16 protein-coding genes are annotated in these 14,315 nt (G+C 34.3%); 7 read left to right on the top strand and 9 right to left on the bottom strand.

Annotated elements, in window-relative coordinates; genetic code table 11:
• Both TES5_RS14210 and TES5_RS14205 read left to right on the top strand, forming a co-directional pair.
• Nucleotides 1–395: ATP-binding protein (locus TES5_RS14210; RefSeq protein WP_198143370.1), on the top strand; the 395-nt coding region annotated here is incomplete at its 5' end.
• A gap of 165 nt (nt 396–560) precedes the next feature.
• Complete coding sequence (locus TES5_RS14205) at nt 561–1,151, top strand: hypothetical protein (RefSeq protein ID WP_068562639.1); 591 nt, start codon at nt 561–563, stop codon at nt 1,149–1,151.
• A 229-nt stretch (nt 1,152–1,380) separates the two neighbouring features.
• Here TES5_RS14205 and TES5_RS14200 read toward each other — a convergent pair whose 3' ends face one another.
• The 5 genes from TES5_RS14200 to TES5_RS14180 all read right to left on the bottom strand — a co-directional run bounded on the left by TES5_RS14200 (nt 1,381) and on the right by TES5_RS14180 (nt 5,047).
• Complete coding sequence (locus TES5_RS14200) at nt 1,381–2,340, bottom strand: DNA/RNA non-specific endonuclease (RefSeq protein WP_232309429.1); 960 nt, start codon at nt 2,338–2,340, stop codon at nt 1,381–1,383.
• A 105-nt stretch (nt 2,341–2,445) separates the two neighbouring features.
• A complete protein-coding gene (locus tag TES5_RS14195; protein ID WP_034558262.1) occupies nt 2,446–3,060 on the bottom strand; it encodes a hypothetical protein in 615 nt (204 codons plus the stop codon).
• 87 nt (nt 3,061–3,147) lie between these two features.
• A complete protein-coding gene (locus TES5_RS14190) occupies nt 3,148–3,477 on the bottom strand; it encodes a DUF6075 family protein (RefSeq protein WP_068562637.1) in 330 nt (109 codons plus the stop codon).
• A gap of 87 nt (nt 3,478–3,564) precedes the next feature.
• The gene (locus tag TES5_RS14185; protein WP_232309427.1) at nt 3,565–4,590 is read right to left on the bottom strand and encodes a DUF5067 domain-containing protein; all 1,026 of its coding nucleotides are present in this window, start codon (nt 4,588–4,590) and stop codon (nt 3,565–3,567) included.
• A gap of 61 nt (nt 4,591–4,651) precedes the next feature.
• Complete coding sequence (locus tag TES5_RS14180; RefSeq protein ID WP_068562635.1) at nt 4,652–5,047, bottom strand: hypothetical protein; 396 nt, start codon at nt 5,045–5,047, stop codon at nt 4,652–4,654.
• Between the two features lie 743 nt (nt 5,048–5,790).
• Between TES5_RS14180 and TES5_RS14175 the strand changes: the two genes are divergently transcribed.
• Complete coding sequence (locus TES5_RS14175; protein WP_068562634.1) at nt 5,791–6,456, top strand: hypothetical protein; 666 nt, start codon at nt 5,791–5,793, stop codon at nt 6,454–6,456.
• A gap of 413 nt (nt 6,457–6,869) precedes the next feature.
• Here the strand turns inward: TES5_RS14175 and TES5_RS14170 are convergent, their stop codons facing one another.
• The 3 genes from TES5_RS14170 to TES5_RS14160 form a co-directional block, all read right to left on the bottom strand.
• Nucleotides 6,870–7,127, bottom strand: a complete 258-nt coding sequence (locus TES5_RS14170; RefSeq protein WP_068562633.1) for a helix-turn-helix domain-containing protein — start codon at nt 7,125–7,127, stop codon at nt 6,870–6,872.
• Between the two features lie 149 nt (nt 7,128–7,276).
• A complete protein-coding gene (locus tag TES5_RS14165; RefSeq protein ID WP_068562632.1) occupies nt 7,277–7,888 on the bottom strand; it encodes a helix-turn-helix domain-containing protein in 612 nt (203 codons plus the stop codon).
• A 403-nt stretch (nt 7,889–8,291) separates the two neighbouring features.
• Nucleotides 8,292–8,525 carry a transposase gene (locus TES5_RS14160; protein ID WP_232309425.1) on the bottom strand — a complete coding sequence of 78 codons (234 nt, stop codon included), beginning with the start codon at nt 8,523–8,525 and terminating at the stop codon, nt 8,292–8,294.
• Between the two features lie 259 nt (nt 8,526–8,784).
• On the opposite strand from TES5_RS14160, the gene TES5_RS14155 reads away from it, so the two are divergent.
• Nucleotides 8,785–9,348, top strand: coding sequence for a recombinase family protein (locus TES5_RS14155; protein WP_068562630.1), 564 nt, complete (start codon nt 8,785–8,787; stop codon nt 9,346–9,348).
• A 278-nt stretch (nt 9,349–9,626) separates the two neighbouring features.
• Here TES5_RS14155 and TES5_RS15075 read toward each other — a convergent pair whose 3' ends face one another.
• The gene (locus tag TES5_RS15075) at nt 9,627–9,827 is read right to left on the bottom strand and encodes a type II toxin-antitoxin system RelE/ParE family toxin (RefSeq protein ID WP_072763897.1); all 201 of its coding nucleotides are present in this window, start codon (nt 9,825–9,827) and stop codon (nt 9,627–9,629) included.
• Nucleotides 9,828–10,087: 260 nt separating this feature from the next.
• Here TES5_RS15075 and TES5_RS14150 point away from each other — a divergent pair, with 260 nt between their 5' ends.
• The 3 genes from TES5_RS14150 to TES5_RS14140 form a co-directional block, all read left to right on the top strand.
• On the top strand, nt 10,088–12,064 hold the full coding sequence (locus TES5_RS14150; RefSeq protein WP_068562629.1) for a hypothetical protein: 1,977 nt from the start codon (nt 10,088–10,090) through the stop codon (nt 12,062–12,064).
• 771 nt (nt 12,065–12,835) lie between these two features.
• Nucleotides 12,836–13,378, top strand: a complete 543-nt coding sequence (locus TES5_RS14145) for a PBECR4 domain-containing protein (protein WP_068562640.1) — start codon at nt 12,836–12,838, stop codon at nt 13,376–13,378.
• A 755-nt stretch (nt 13,379–14,133) separates the two neighbouring features.
• A partial coding sequence (locus TES5_RS14140) for a helix-turn-helix domain-containing protein (protein WP_143596730.1) occupies nt 14,134–14,315 on the top strand: 182 nt, incomplete at its 3' end.

The following is a 14,315-nucleotide window of genomic DNA, read 5'->3' as shown; positions in this document are numbered from 1 at the left end:
GTGCTCTTGGCGAAATGGCCACGCATGCTGGTGTTGAAACACGCTTCTGGCGAGTCTCTGAATTGGTGGGAGAATTGGAACGTCAATGGAAGAACAACACGTTGGAGACCTTCAAGCACCGCTTTGACAAGGTAAAGTTGGTTATCCTAGATGAGATGGGTTATGTGCCGTTCACCAAGGAAGGCGCCGAGTTGCTCTTCCAGCTGATCAGTGATTGGTATGAGACTAAAAGTATCATCATCACCAGCAATTTGGAGTTCAGCCAATGGAATAAGGTGTTTATCGATACACGTTTGACTGCGGCATTGGTGGACCGCTTGATTCATCACGCACACATTTTAAGTTTCACCGGAGAGAGCTTCCGGCTCAAAAACGCTCTATCAAGACCAAAATAATCAGAGAAAAATTTCAGGCGCAAAGGTGTGTACTTTTTCTTTGCAATATTGTGTAGAAAGGTCTTGCAAAACACACATTAGGTTAAAAGTATATATTTTTAGATAAAATTCATGATATTTGAAAATAATTCAGACTAATTTTTTACTGTGATAGGAGGAGTGGTCTTGGACCAAATTACCAGTATAGGCATAGACATTTTTGATTTAATCGTAAATATTCTGGAATTTATTAACGATTATTTCAATGTAATAACTTTTACAATTGCCTTGATAGGATTACTTATAGGTGTTTTCTTTAATCAAACCAAAGATAACATTCATCTCGATATCGAATTTGTACCAAAGAATGATCAAAATTCCTATGATTCAATATATAATAATAGAATAGTATCCGCTGTATTACCTCTATATGATGAACAAGACTTAGATCATACCAGTAACTTTGTTTTAACCGGAAATGAGCATAGTTTGAGAAATATAAGAGCTTATGAATATGAATATGATGAAAAAAAGAACAAATTAGTTCCTAAAAGAGAAATCCTAAAAAATCAAATTAGAGATGTTCGTCCTGGAATGCACCTGGTGATCCAAACAACAATACCTGAAATAATACCACGTTTTGGTATTGAATTTATTATGGACGGATATAAGATAAAGTACATAGTAGAATCACAAGGGCAGACACAGACAATAAATAAGTACGTACAAGGAAAACAAAGTATATTTAGCTTAATAATTAGAAAATTACTAGATTAAGCATTTATTACAAATTCGTATGTTCATGCTGAGTTATTTATTCGCCAGCCATCAGGCTTTTATTTACCTAGATATTCACTTTCCTTCTTTCATAAGCTCCAAAATCAGAGTTCACTCAAAATCTGCAAAGACGCTGAATGTAATGAAAATCAACCTCTTCCCCCGCTCGGTATGAATTTAGATGTTCTCAAATATATAGGTGGGACAGACTCATTTTATATATTCAAACTTATTCTCCGACTTGTCCATCCCCATCTCGGTCATCCATGTACGGATACAACCAATGATCACTATAAATTGGCATGGCGTATCCCGCGTTTTTCGCTTCTTGGATTGTGACTTGACCATTGCCGTTCGTATCTACAGCAGATACGTCTCCTCCAGCAGTTTCGGCGGGCGCAGCGAATGCCGCTATTCCGGAACTGTCAGGAGTTGAGCTATCCTCTCCCGTTAGCCCTTGTGCTGCATTGTATTCATCCGGGTTAACATTTTGAAAATCATCTACTACTTGATAGCCATTGATCGTATAGGTGTACCTATAATGATTCGGAACTTGTGTAGTTGTATTGGGGTAGCTAATGATCGCCTCAAAATTAGTGGCCCCACCTGCTTGTACAATGTTTCGTTCCATATAAGCCTGGTCCCCATAACGATTCAGCACACTGTCTTGTGGCGTAATATTATAGGCGTTGGCCACACCTCCTAAGGAATCGGCAATGACATGCCCTTGATCAAGATTTGAATTCTCTGTACCTGGAACGTATGCTTCGTCATCATAATAGCGTCCGTCAGAATTCACTGGTTCAGTGGCATCATCTTGTAAAATAATTTCTGCTGCAACAACCCGAACCAATTGCCCAAATTCATTTGTGTAGGCCCAATATTCCCTGTCACCAAAACCGATATCAACGACAACATTTGCTGCACGATAGCCTGACAAGTCCCCGCCGTACACTTCGATTAATGCATAGCCATCAAGAGATACAGACAATTGGGGGTCGGCACTTTCAGAATACGCTAAGGAACCGACTGATTCTGAAGGGAATTCCTCGGTTTCTTTACTTTCTTCCTTATCGGTAGCTACTGAAGCGAATTCAACGCTAGATTCGATCGAACTGGACGCTGTTATTTCTTCTTCAGTTATTGCTTCGGTTGGGGTACAAGCGCTGAGCAACAGTATGCTGCTCATAGCCCACAATAACTTTATTCCTTTTATCATGCGATTCATTCCTTCTTTAAGTTGAAATTAAAAAGAATCCTATCTTCATAGGATTCCAGATATTTTCTTGAAATATTAGTCAGTTATCGTTTCCGGAGAATCATATGTGACCCATGAAAGAACAAGCTGACCGCTATTGTTATATATCTGCCACTCTATTCTAAATGTTTCTAGGCTTTCCTTAAATTTAAAAGCTATCAAAACACCGGAAATTTTATCTAGTCCAGAAATGTTAATATTTACAAGGTCGTTCAACGTGGAATTTGGATTTGATATTGAATAAGGGCCAATAAATTCAACGAAATCTTGATTATTTAATAGCTTATCTTCATTTAAATATGTAGCTATATACCCTATTCCTTTTTCAGAAACCTTTATTTTTTGATTATTGGTACTCGCTTTTTTTATAAATGAAGTTAGATGAGATCCAATAGTAATCAATCCATAGAGATTTACAATTGAGGTAACGAAAGGCCCAGTTAATAAATCAATTATTTCTGTTGCCAGGCCAGCTAATTCACCGATAGCTGCTGATTGATGGCTTATTTGTAATTTCAGCGGACTATCATTTTTATCAATTTCAGACTGCATAAAATCTTCAATGTTAGAATTTTCTGTTTTATAAATGGTGAGTAAAGGTTCATCGTAATGAGGATTTTTTTTACTTTTAATACCAGGACCACCTGCCATAAATTGTCACCATCCGTTTTTTTATTTTTGTAATTCTTATATCAAATGAAGACATAATAGCTTCTAAATAAATTTAAATTGCTAGTATCATTTGTTGAATCGAATTTTTATGGCTTGGATCATTAAGTCGAAGTTTTCGTCGTCAAGGCCAGCGAAGGTATCACATAAATCGGCTTCGTAGTGACCATTGTATAAGTTAAACGCCGCCATAACTAATTTGCGTGAACTACTGCTTAAGTCCACTTCTCCGTTTTCTAGGGATTCCGGTTTAATAGAGTGTTCCTTAAAATCATACAAGTGAGTTACTTTCCTGAATAAGTCGTCAGTTGATAAGATTCGAAATAAGGCTTTACGCTCGACATCGGTTTCAGCAGTGTTATCCTTAATAAGTAGCTCTGTGTAATTGTCCGTGTACATGTTTTCGCCTCCCTAATTTTTATAGATTTGATAGTCCTCTTCCACTAGAAATACTGCCATTTCTTTGTATTCTAAATCTGGATAGGCTTATTGGTACATAAAATCAACACTTTCAATTTTATTAATTACATTAGTGTCGTCACCCGGATCAACATAAACCGTTTGAGCCGTATCCAATATCTCTTGTGTGAGCGCACGATACCCTTCTGGTGACTGGTCACTCTGGTGCCAATGTGATGGAACCGGATAAATTGTAATTGTACCATCTCCATTCGAAGAATAAGTAATAGAACCAGAAGCCGAATACTCACCGAATAAGATTGTTACATCGTTGGGATATTCCTCTGAACCACTACTATAGGATGAAATAGGCGTACCCGCAGGTGTATGTGCTACGTAAACAACTGAGGAATTAGGATCTATAGCATCTGTCATAAGTAATATACGAGCATATTCAATTTCTAAAGAATTATAACCCTCTAATGGATTATAATTTTCTAAAGAAATTAAGCTATTCTCCTCTTGTACGGGTGCTTCTTTAATGGTGGTTTCGATTATTTTTTCATATTTAGAACCATTGTCTATTTCAGTAGTATTCAAATCTCTCAAATAAAGGGGGTTCCCCGGATAAATCAACTGAACAGCAACAACAACTTCTACAGTTGCGCCAGGCTTAATATTTTTTTCTGCCATATCAACCGCTTCACGGTTACTATAATCCAGGGGTATACGACCATCACTACTTGTAACAGTTTCTAATGTTTCAACGGTTGTATCCGTTTCTTGTTCCCCAACCAGATCTGTAATAAAAGCTTCTCGAGGATTTTGTTGAGTATCACTTGTATTTGTGTAATTCATCAAGATTGCCATACTTTGCAGATCGCCGACATGGCTTGTTACTTGTTCAAAGGAAATAAATTCATATGTTCCCAGCGATCCTACAAAAATGGGGCCACTTTCTACTTCCTCAACAATGCTACTACTTTCTGCTACTTCAGATATACTACTTTCATTAGTAATACTTTCTGCTAATACGCCTTCTGTTGTAGTTTTATTATTTTTACACGCTCCCATTGTAAACATAATAGTGCCTAATAAAATCACCCTACTCATTTTTTTCACAATTTTTCTCCTTTGTCCTCGTCCGCAGGCTTAATTTTGTATAAAGTAGTATTTATGAAACTAAATAGTCGTCCTGTATCTCACAACAATGAGGTGTTTTTGCATTAATTTCTTGAATCAAAGCTTCTATAGCTCTTTCTGCATTGTTTGTGTAGGTAGGGTTATTGATGGATTCGTAATCAAATAGATACGATTTTCCATCAAAAACAACAGTATCAGCGTAATAATCACCTAAAAAAATATCATCTAAATCATCGGAATCTTCGATTCCATTCCTAACAAGTTCACGCATTATCTGGTCGGCTTCCTGCTCTTTGACAATTTGATAAGGAGACTCACCTACCCAAATTTCTACAGCCGTGTAGAAATCATTAATAATGTTGTCTGCGTAAAGAATATTCCATAAGGCACTGTAGCTATACATCTGATCGTTGTATTGAACGTCCATCTTGTTATTGCCTCCTTATCACCTTCGAGCTAGATTCTATGCTAGTATTATACCGCATCTTGTTAAACAAAAATGTCAATAATGACGAAAGTCAGTATATTTTGAATACTCAGGAGTTATTTGGTTGCTAGTTGTCGTAATAAATCATCAATGTGGTCATTGATGATGACTAAACGGTTTTTCAGTAATTTCTCTACTTTTAAATCAAGTGATATTTTTTTGTAATACATTAAAAATCATAATTCTTATGATTTTTAGTATTGTGGTGAAGGACCGCAGGCAATAACTTGTCAACATTACGCTTCTTTTTTACTTTATTTTTTACTTTAATTCTGCAAAATATTCATTGCGTTTCCTTTTTTTAGCAATTTATTTATCTGTTCTTATGCCATCGCGTTGACGGTACATGGGACGGACGATACAAAGGATGATTAGCCAAACCGAATGGCGCTAACGGTGTGGCCTTTAAAGAAATAGTAAAAACATCAATAATAGTAACCAAAATCTTTTCAAATGTTGATATTTATGGTCTTCTTTATTTGGCAAATATGGATACAAGTAGATGCCGGTCATAATTTATTCATTAATTGTTTAATGTATCAACTGTCCCTTTATAGGGGTTAGATACATTAAATATGTAAATAGCGTACTCTGTAAAAAATTTTCATATCCACATAAAACGACATATATTTTTACTAAATTAACCTGTTTAAGGTATAATTGTTAAAAAGGGGTAAATCATTATGCATAATATTAACAGTATTATAAGTTTTCCGAGATATAGGGAAAGCGGGGACATTGATTGTAGATTTTTTTTAAGTTTTGATGATTATGGCAATCCTCTAGCAATAAGTATGGTTGGACTTGATCCAACAGATTTTTTTAAAAGCTATAAGGCTATTATGAAAGAAGTATGTGATGATAACTATTTTGAATATGATACTTGTTCATACGTTACAGATTTTGATTACTTAAAATATTTGGTAACGATGTATAAACTTAGTATAGATCATATTGATTGTACATTTGTTGATATGGGATTCAACTTTCATTCTATACCTTATGAATACCTACATTTTGATGATAAGCCATCAATAACAATAGAATTAATTAGATCCGTTGTTTATAAGATGTTAAGAGGTATGAATGATGATTTTTATCTGGGTAATCCAGCTAACGAATTAATTTGGTTACAAAATAATTATGTAAACTATGACCTCCAATATTTTGAAAATTTCTATCACATTATGAAAACTTATAATGAAGATCATTATTTGTTTTTTGAAGAAGAGTTAAGAGAAGAATTAGTAAATATAATGTTAGAAAGATTGAATCCCATTAAAGAACAATTAAATGAAGTGTATATTACAGATTCAAATCGGCGTAAATTAAGGGATAATATAAATTAACAGTTCAAACCTAAATATATATTTATCAAAACATATCAGTCGGACACCACCTTTTTTCTGAGGGTGGTGGTCTTTTTAAATATTTCGTTTCTTATAAGCTTGGCCCCCGTGACGGTTCAGCACGTTGTATTGTGGCGTAATATTATAGGCGTTTGCCACACCCCTAAGGAATCGGCAATGACATGTCCTTCGTCGAGATTTGAATTCTCTGTACCCGAATGTTGGCCTCGTCATCATAATAGCCTCCGTGGTAATTAAGTTGAAACTAAAAAGAATCCTATTTTGATAGGATTCCTGCTACTTAAGTTATAAATGATCATAATCAAATTTGAGCTAGATTATACCGTATTTCGTTAAACAAAAATATCTATAATGACGAATAACAGTTTGTTTTGATTATTCAAGATTAGGAGTTATTTGGTCGCTAGTTGTCGTAACAAATCGTCAATATGATCATTGATGACAATCAAACGATTTTTTAGCAACTGCCCTTTCTTAGTCAGCGCTAAATTCCCGCCCTGATTCTGGAATAATGTAACCTCCAGATCAGTTTCGAGATAGTGGATATGCTGTTTGACTGCTGGTTTTGATAGGCACAGTTCTTCCTCAACCTTTGCATAGTCTAAGGAATCCGCTAAAACTAGGAAGGTTTGGTAGCGATAGTCAATCATGAAATCACCCTTTCATTTCTTAATGATGGCTTACCGGCAAAACAAATCTGAAATCGCCTCAAAATGCGTTATTTCGGATTTGTTTTTTCTGAATAGAAGGATAAAACGTCCCAAAAGCCCCGTTTTGTCTGAATCGATGGAAGTATTTCTTACTTTACTTTACCTGAAGTCAGATAGTAAAGATAAAGGTGCGCGAAAACATCTGAAAGGCTGGCACCTTCCAAATCCATCTCTTTCATGAAATCAGACAATTCTTTTTTACTGATAATCAGATTGGCCAGTTTATAATAATCCCCCAAAGGATAGACATAAGTGACGTTCTCCGGTGTCTTCCTTCCGAATGGGTGAAAGAGATTCTTGATCGCGGTTTGGTAGAAGGGATTATTCTTCCCGGTGCTGAAATTTTTTGCAGCCATTTCCTTGAAATCCACTAAATGGATCGGAATACTGGCATTTTTCCTGAAAAGAAAAAGATCGCCTGCACCACTCACCATAGCTATCTCCAACAGCGCTTTTATGGCTGCCTGGTAGCCTGCTTGATAGTCGTCGGTTGTCTGTTCGGTGGATTCGGTGCTTGCAGCGGTTTCTTTTTTCCTTGCGATAAATTCATCGAGGTCTGACTGCGCCACCTGATAGCCTTCTTTCCGAGTCTTTTGTACAGCTGGCAAGTCTCCTTGACGAATCCAACGCAAGACCACTTGCCTAGAACTCGTAAGGCCTTCTTTTTCTAAGATCGTGAGCACTTCAGATACGTTTAACATGTGACTCCCCCTCTCTTTTATCTTTACTTTACTATATTATAAAGTAAAGTAAAGATAAAAGGAAGGCAAGAGACTTTTAAAAAGATTTATTTACCGATAATGGACAGGTGTCTATTATGAAGGTAGTAAAGACGCTCGTAGGTGTTGTAATGTAACTTTTACGAGCGTTGGAAAAGGAATAGCAGTGTCCAGAAAATGGTTCATTTCTGGACACTCATTTTTTTGTATGATTTTTCCCTAAATAATCTGAAATACATGTCCATAAACACGTAATAAATTCTATGTCCAATTAATCACCATAGATAAAATGTACTTATATTTAAGAAACGACAAGAAATCTTCCTGAATTTGGGCACACGAATCCCTTGGTGATTCCATGTCTTTTTAAAAGCTGATTGCTGTTTTACTCTTGCCAACTGAGTTGCTGGATTTTGTCCAGTAACTGATAAAACAAGTCTTGATAGACATGGGAGGAGCTCATCCGTAAAAGCAATCTTCGGCCACTGCGGACTAATTTACCCGCCACCTTGAACAAGCGGAGCCGCAATGGGTCGACTTGGAATGTCGCTTCCTTTTCAGGTAGGCAGATGGTCTTCATGAAGTTGACCAAGTTGTAAGCCAACAGGCTTACCATCATCCGCCTGAAATCAAATAAAGTCGTTGATGACGGCTTACAGTTTTGATAGCCCTTCTTGATCCACTTCGTTAATATTTCAATTTTTATCAACACTATTAAAGTTTCAAAAACAATCGATTATGAGACAAAATCATATCACCTCTTTTATTAAATAAAAGAGGTGATATTTTGGATCATAACTTGTTACATTAACTACGTATCTATAACACCCTTTTATGATACAATAAAATCAGAATTAAAGTACGAAAGGAAGAAAAGCATGAGTGGATACATTTATGGTTATGCACGGGTGAGTACGCGTTCACAAGAACTAAATCGTCAATTAGACTTACTCAATGAACAAAATTGCAATGAAATCCTAACTGAGAAAATGACGGGAACCAAAGCGGATCGTCCCCAATTAAATCGTTTAAAAGATAAAATTCGTCCGGGAGATACGGTAATTGTAGAAAGTTTCTCTCGTCTGGGTCGTAGTACAAAGGATTTGATTGACCTTGTTACCTATTTTGAAGAGCACCAAGTGAAGCTTGTGAGCTTGAAAGAAAACTTTGATACAAGCACGCCTCACGGGCGCTTAATGATGACTGTCTTCCAAGCATTTAGTCAATTCGAACGTGATTTAATTGTTGAACGTACCAAAGAAGGTTTGAAAAGTGCACGTGCGAGAGGTCGTAAAGGTGGCCGTCCACGAGTGAACCAGAAAGATGTTGATCGAGCAGTAAAATTGTATAAAAGTCAGGTTTATAGCGTAATAGAAATTACGGAAATGACTGGTATTAGCAAGGCAACACTTTATCGCTACTTAAAAGACAATAGGGAATAATCTATTTTAATTTATAGGAATCTATAATATTTATGGGAGAATCAGAGTGATTTTTTTATTATTACTAAAAAACAATACAAAATAACGCATTTTAAGACCTCTTTGTGCATAAGGATGAAGCGTTTGATTTGAAAGAGGCTTAAAATGCGTTTTAATTTTTCTATTTTTCATAAATACGTAGGTTAGTGGTTTAAAAATATAGGGTATTACAACTCTCAGCTATTAAAAATTATCTTTTAAAGTGTAGTCTATCCTCTCAAGTTGATAACGTTGGGTTCTTACCTAATCTTTTTTAATTGTTCATAAAAATTTTCATGCGTTCCACATAGTAAGATAGGTATCACTGCATTATCTTTAATTTCATATGCAACGCGATATGTCGTACCTGCATACTTGAATCCCATAGCCCAGATTCCTGATAAATCACCCGTTTTTTGTTCTCCCGAATGAGGACGAACTGCTATCTCATCATAAATTATCGTTAAAAATTATTGTTTTAATATTTTCAAATCTGAAGTGCGTTGCAATAAAACTATTACCTATATTTATTTTTTAAAATAGTTATGTTGATTTTTTTAGTAATGAACTTCTTCTACAGATTGCTTTGTATTTGGAAATTCAAATAATGCTGTTAAAAAACAAACTATTTTTAATTTTTTCTGATAATATTAATCATAATATCATTAGTTATCTTTTAAAAATTATCTAGAATTATAATAATTAGTAGAGGAGTATGTTTATGGGTAATAGTGAATTAGTATCATATGCTATTTTAAGCGTTAACTATAACGAAAAAAATAATTTTTTATCGAATTTCGAACCATTTGTTCTCGAAATTATTAAGAAAACAAATCCTTCTCAAATATCTAAAGATGATTTGAAATCTGGTTTGAAAGATGAGTTTGGATTAGAAATACCATCAAGTATAATTAAAATTATATGCAGAAACTTATCAGATAAAGGATATCTATTTACAGAGAAGATATATGAGTTATCCGATAGATATGTTTACAAGCCAGACTTAGAAAAAATAGATAGCGTAAACCTTATAAGTAAATCAGATTCCATGGTTAAAGATTTTAATGTATTAATTGAATCATTTAGAGCGTTTATCATTAATAATTTTGGTGATCGAGAGAATTTAGATTTAAGTAACGAAAAATTGATAGGAATGGTAGATTTTTTTGTCAAAGAAAATAATGTTAACTTAGTACTTGATACAACGTTTACTAATAAATATGAGAAAGACTATGATAACTATTTAGTAGCTAATTTTGTTCAACACATAAATGAGAGCGATCCCAATAATTATGCTACATTCCTCAATATCGTAAAAGGTAATATGCTCTCAGAATCCTTGTACTATAATTCCTCTGGTAACTTTGAAAAAAAGTTTACTGGGAGTAAGTTCTTTTTCGATACTTCATTTATTATGTATGCTATGGGTTATTCAGGTCCCCAAAGACAGATGCCCTGTACAGAACTATTAAATCTTTTAAAAGTCAATCAAGCTGAATTATTTTGTTTCGAAAGGAATATAACAGAAGTAATAGGTATTCTGACTTGGAGTAAGCATCACTTAAATTCTGGTAAAGATAGTCATAATACGATTACCTATTTTAGAGAAAATGGAATTAATGAAGAAGATATCGACCTAATAATTTCTGATCTTGAGAGTTCAATTGAAAATCAATTAGGTATTAAGATATCACCAGATAGTGATTATGATCATGAAGATTATTCTAATGTAATAGATTACAATGGTTTTCTAGAATTTTTAAGTAAAAATATCTCTTATACCAAGGATATTTCTTTAGATAATGATGTAGAGGCTGTTGGATCAATAATGCGACTCAGAAAAAGAAAGCAACCTACAAATATAGAAGACTGTGGAGCCATATTCGTAACAACAAATAATACGCTTGCAAAAAAAACAAAAGAATATTTTCTTTCTCAAGAAAATATTGGAATACCGCCTGTATTAACGGATAGTGTTGTAACAAACCTTGTGTGGTTAAAAAACCCTCAATTATACCCGAATTTACCATCATTGAAGTTAATTGCAGATTGTCTTGCAGCTATTAATCCTAGCGATAGATTATGGAATAAATATATTGATAAATTAGAACTTTTAACAGCGAATAACGAATTGATTGATAAAAATAAAATTGTTACTCTGAGGTATCTTCCAGAAGCAAAAAAAATACTTATGGATAAAACTATGGGAGACGAAAATGCTATTACTGAAGGAACTGCTAACGAGATACTAGTGGAAATAGAGAAGCAAAGATTAACCGAAATTGAACTCGTCAAAGAAAAAGAACGTCAGAAAGCACAAGAATCTATTATTGAACATAAAAAAGAAAATGAAAATCTTCAAAAAGAACTGAAAGATAGAGATAGCGCCTATTCAAATACATTAGAAATCATACGTAAACGATCGAATAAAAGAGCTGCTACTATTACTTTTGTTATAGTATTTTTAATTTGTTGCTTACTCGGATTATTGTCTTTTTTTACATTAGAACTCGTCGAATTGCATAAAAACATTCAAATTGCTATCTCGGTATCAGTTACCGTTCTATTTCCGATATTAGGTTTCATATCAAAATTTACTGGATTTGATATTACACTTCTAATCGAAAAATTTCAAATACATTTATCAAAATTTTTTTTTCAAAAGGAATGTTCGAAGTTAAAAATCAATATTAATTAATAAAACCAATTTAATTTTTTATGTAGCAATTATTTTTTAATTGAACTTCATTTTTTTTAGGCGAAGCTACTATATTAATTTAATCTATTAAAGTAACTAGCTCAATAAGATATATATTTATTATTGAGCTAGTTACTTTAGATGTATTTTAATATAAACGTTTTAAATTTTATTGGGGTTAATTGTAAATATATTACATAATAGATATGCCATTCTTATTTGTATCTAAAGTATTTTCTTAACATCACACCTGATCTTCGTAGACGAGGCATCTCCACTATAAATTAGTAGTAAAGTTGAGACCCACTTCGGAATCTAAGCTCGACAGGTTGTGATAAAAGACAATATGTGCTCTTTTTAATTTTATTAATAACATGGCTATTACGGAATATACTTTGAGTGGTGTCACTGTCAGGTCTTGTAAAAGTCAATGTAGTACTCAATAACCTACTCCGTTCCTCAAATTTTATAATAGACAAGCACAGTAAGACGCTTATAATTGGCCACGGTATTGGACAAATCCACCTTTTTTTGGTATATTATATATACAAATGAGAGCAGGCTCATAGTCAACTTGATATAAATCCGGAACATAAGGGTCCGGCGGGTGGCGAGCACCAAAACTAAACTCGATACAAATCCGGAACGTAAGGGTCCGGCGGGTGGCAAGCACCAAAACTAAACCTGTATAAAAGGCTGCTCTTTTGAGCAGCTTTTTTTATTGGGAAAAAGGAGCATTCTTCACACGTGGCAAAAAAAGAATACAAACGCATGTCTATAAAAGAGACAACCCAAATTACCAGACAGTTAAACGCGATTTATAAGGCTGCCCATCTCTTACAAGAACATTTTGTAGATAAAAAAGTATCCTTTGTCGGAGAAGTCTCAACGGTAGCGATTATTTTTTCGACAACTAATTTTATGCACCTCTGTGGCATTGATTATCGCAGAGGCACACACTTGTTTTTTCAAGATGCCTTAGACAGGAAAATAAATTTACAGGATATTCAAATCAAAACGGATGGGACGACCTTTCAGAAATTACAAGTAATAGGTAGCCTTGATTTATTATTGGGGAAGCATATTTCTATTGTTGGCAGAGGTGTTTACTCTTCTCTTCGCTATGATGCAGCTATTCGAACAAGGAAAAAAATATTGGCTCTGTCTTTGAAACAAAACGGATTAATCTATATCCCTATCTCTTTGTTAAACCTATCATCAAAGGAGATTGGCCCTGGACAAAAGGTCACCAGTATTCTTAGCGAGGATTTAACATCCGGAGAAATTAAAATGATTATGGAAGTAATTTATTAATTATTATATTCGACATCATTCTAGGCGTCATCTTGAAGCAATCTTTCTATTTTGGGCTATAAAATAAAGCATTTTAAGACGATTTCAAATCATTTATGTGAGTAAATTACGGATGAGCTTGAAATCGTCTTTAATACGCATCAAATTGAGATGTTCGGCATACGATCTATCGTTGTTACTGCATTATTAATTGCCACTTGTTAAGTAACCCCGATCCTTTCTAAACATTCCCTAGAGATAAATTTTACTTTACCCCTCTGCTAATATCTAACTTAAGTACACCCTTCCGATTCAGGGTTAATTTGCATATCAAGTGCAGCTTGTGTTCTAGTAAGATTAGCCCTTTTAGTCCGGCTGAGTTGACTTATGGATATAAGATATGGTCATAGCAAATAGACACTACGTATAGTCTGTTAATTTAGTGTCATTAATCTTAAGTTTTGACTATTAGGCTATAAAATTAAGCGCTCATACTCTATTTTCTAATAGGTACGAGCGCTCATTACTTTATTTGTTTAGAGCTATAAATTTTTCCGAAAGTAAGTCTTTTCTAATGCTATCTACAAATTCTGTAATTAGCCTACTAAGAGTTTTATTTTTACCAGTATGAATGAAAGAGATTAAAAGATACAACTACTTGTCAGTGCTAAACTAAATTGAACAGTTTTCGATGAATAAGATTGAACACTTTCGCCAAAAAATATCTCCAATCCTGTATACTTTTAAAGGTATCTTAGGTTATTGGAGGACGAAAGGTGAAGAAGAAGTTAATGTTATATTTGGAAATTCAACAGATGAAGGAGCGGGGCTTTTCCATCCAACAAATCGCAAAGCAGTTGAAGGTATCCCGCACAACGGTTTATAACTACATGGAGAAGACACCGGAAGAAGCTTTCGAATGGGTCAATTCATTAGGTTCGAGGAAGAAGAAATTGGA

The sequence above is a fragment of the Trichococcus sp. ES5 genome (genome assembly GCF_900067165.1).
GTDB classification, from domain to species: domain Bacteria; phylum Bacillota; class Bacilli; order Lactobacillales; family Aerococcaceae; genus Trichococcus; species Trichococcus flocculiformis.
Note: the sequence above shows the minus strand (reverse complement) of the source record. Positions and strands in the feature narration are given on the sequence as shown.

Coding starts and splice junctions, on each gene's coding strand:
- TES5_RS14165 (WP_068562632.1), bottom strand. CDS start 7,888: ATGTTAAACGTATCTGAAGTGCTCACGATCTTAGAAAAAGAAGGCCTT.
- TES5_RS14145 (WP_068562640.1), top strand. CDS start 12,836: ATGTCTATAAAAGAGACAACCCAAATTACCAGACAGTTAAACGCGATT.
- TES5_RS14200 (WP_232309429.1), bottom strand. CDS start 2,340: ATGAGCAGCATACTGTTGCTCAGCGCTTGTACCCCAACCGAAGCAATA.
- TES5_RS14180 (WP_068562635.1), bottom strand. CDS start 5,047: ATGGACGTTCAATACAACGATCAGATGTATAGCTACAGTGCCTTATGG.
- TES5_RS14175 (WP_068562634.1), top strand. CDS start 5,791: ATGCATAATATTAACAGTATTATAAGTTTTCCGAGATATAGGGAAAGC.
- TES5_RS14185 (WP_232309427.1), bottom strand. CDS start 4,590: ATGAGTAGGGTGATTTTATTAGGCACTATTATGTTTACAATGGGAGCG.
- TES5_RS14155 (WP_068562630.1), top strand. CDS start 8,785: ATGAGTGGATACATTTATGGTTATGCACGGGTGAGTACGCGTTCACAA.
- TES5_RS14160 (WP_232309425.1), bottom strand. CDS start 8,525: ATGATGGTAAGCCTGTTGGCTTACAACTTGGTCAACTTCATGAAGACC.
- TES5_RS14195 (WP_034558262.1), bottom strand. CDS start 3,060: ATGGCAGGTGGTCCTGGTATTAAAAGTAAAAAAAATCCTCATTACGAT.
- TES5_RS14190 (WP_068562637.1), bottom strand. CDS start 3,477: ATGTACACGGACAATTACACAGAGCTACTTATTAAGGATAACACTGCT.
- TES5_RS14150 (WP_068562629.1), top strand. CDS start 10,088: ATGGGTAATAGTGAATTAGTATCATATGCTATTTTAAGCGTTAACTAT.
- TES5_RS14170 (WP_068562633.1), bottom strand. CDS start 7,127: ATGATTGACTATCGCTACCAAACCTTCCTAGTTTTAGCGGATTCCTTA.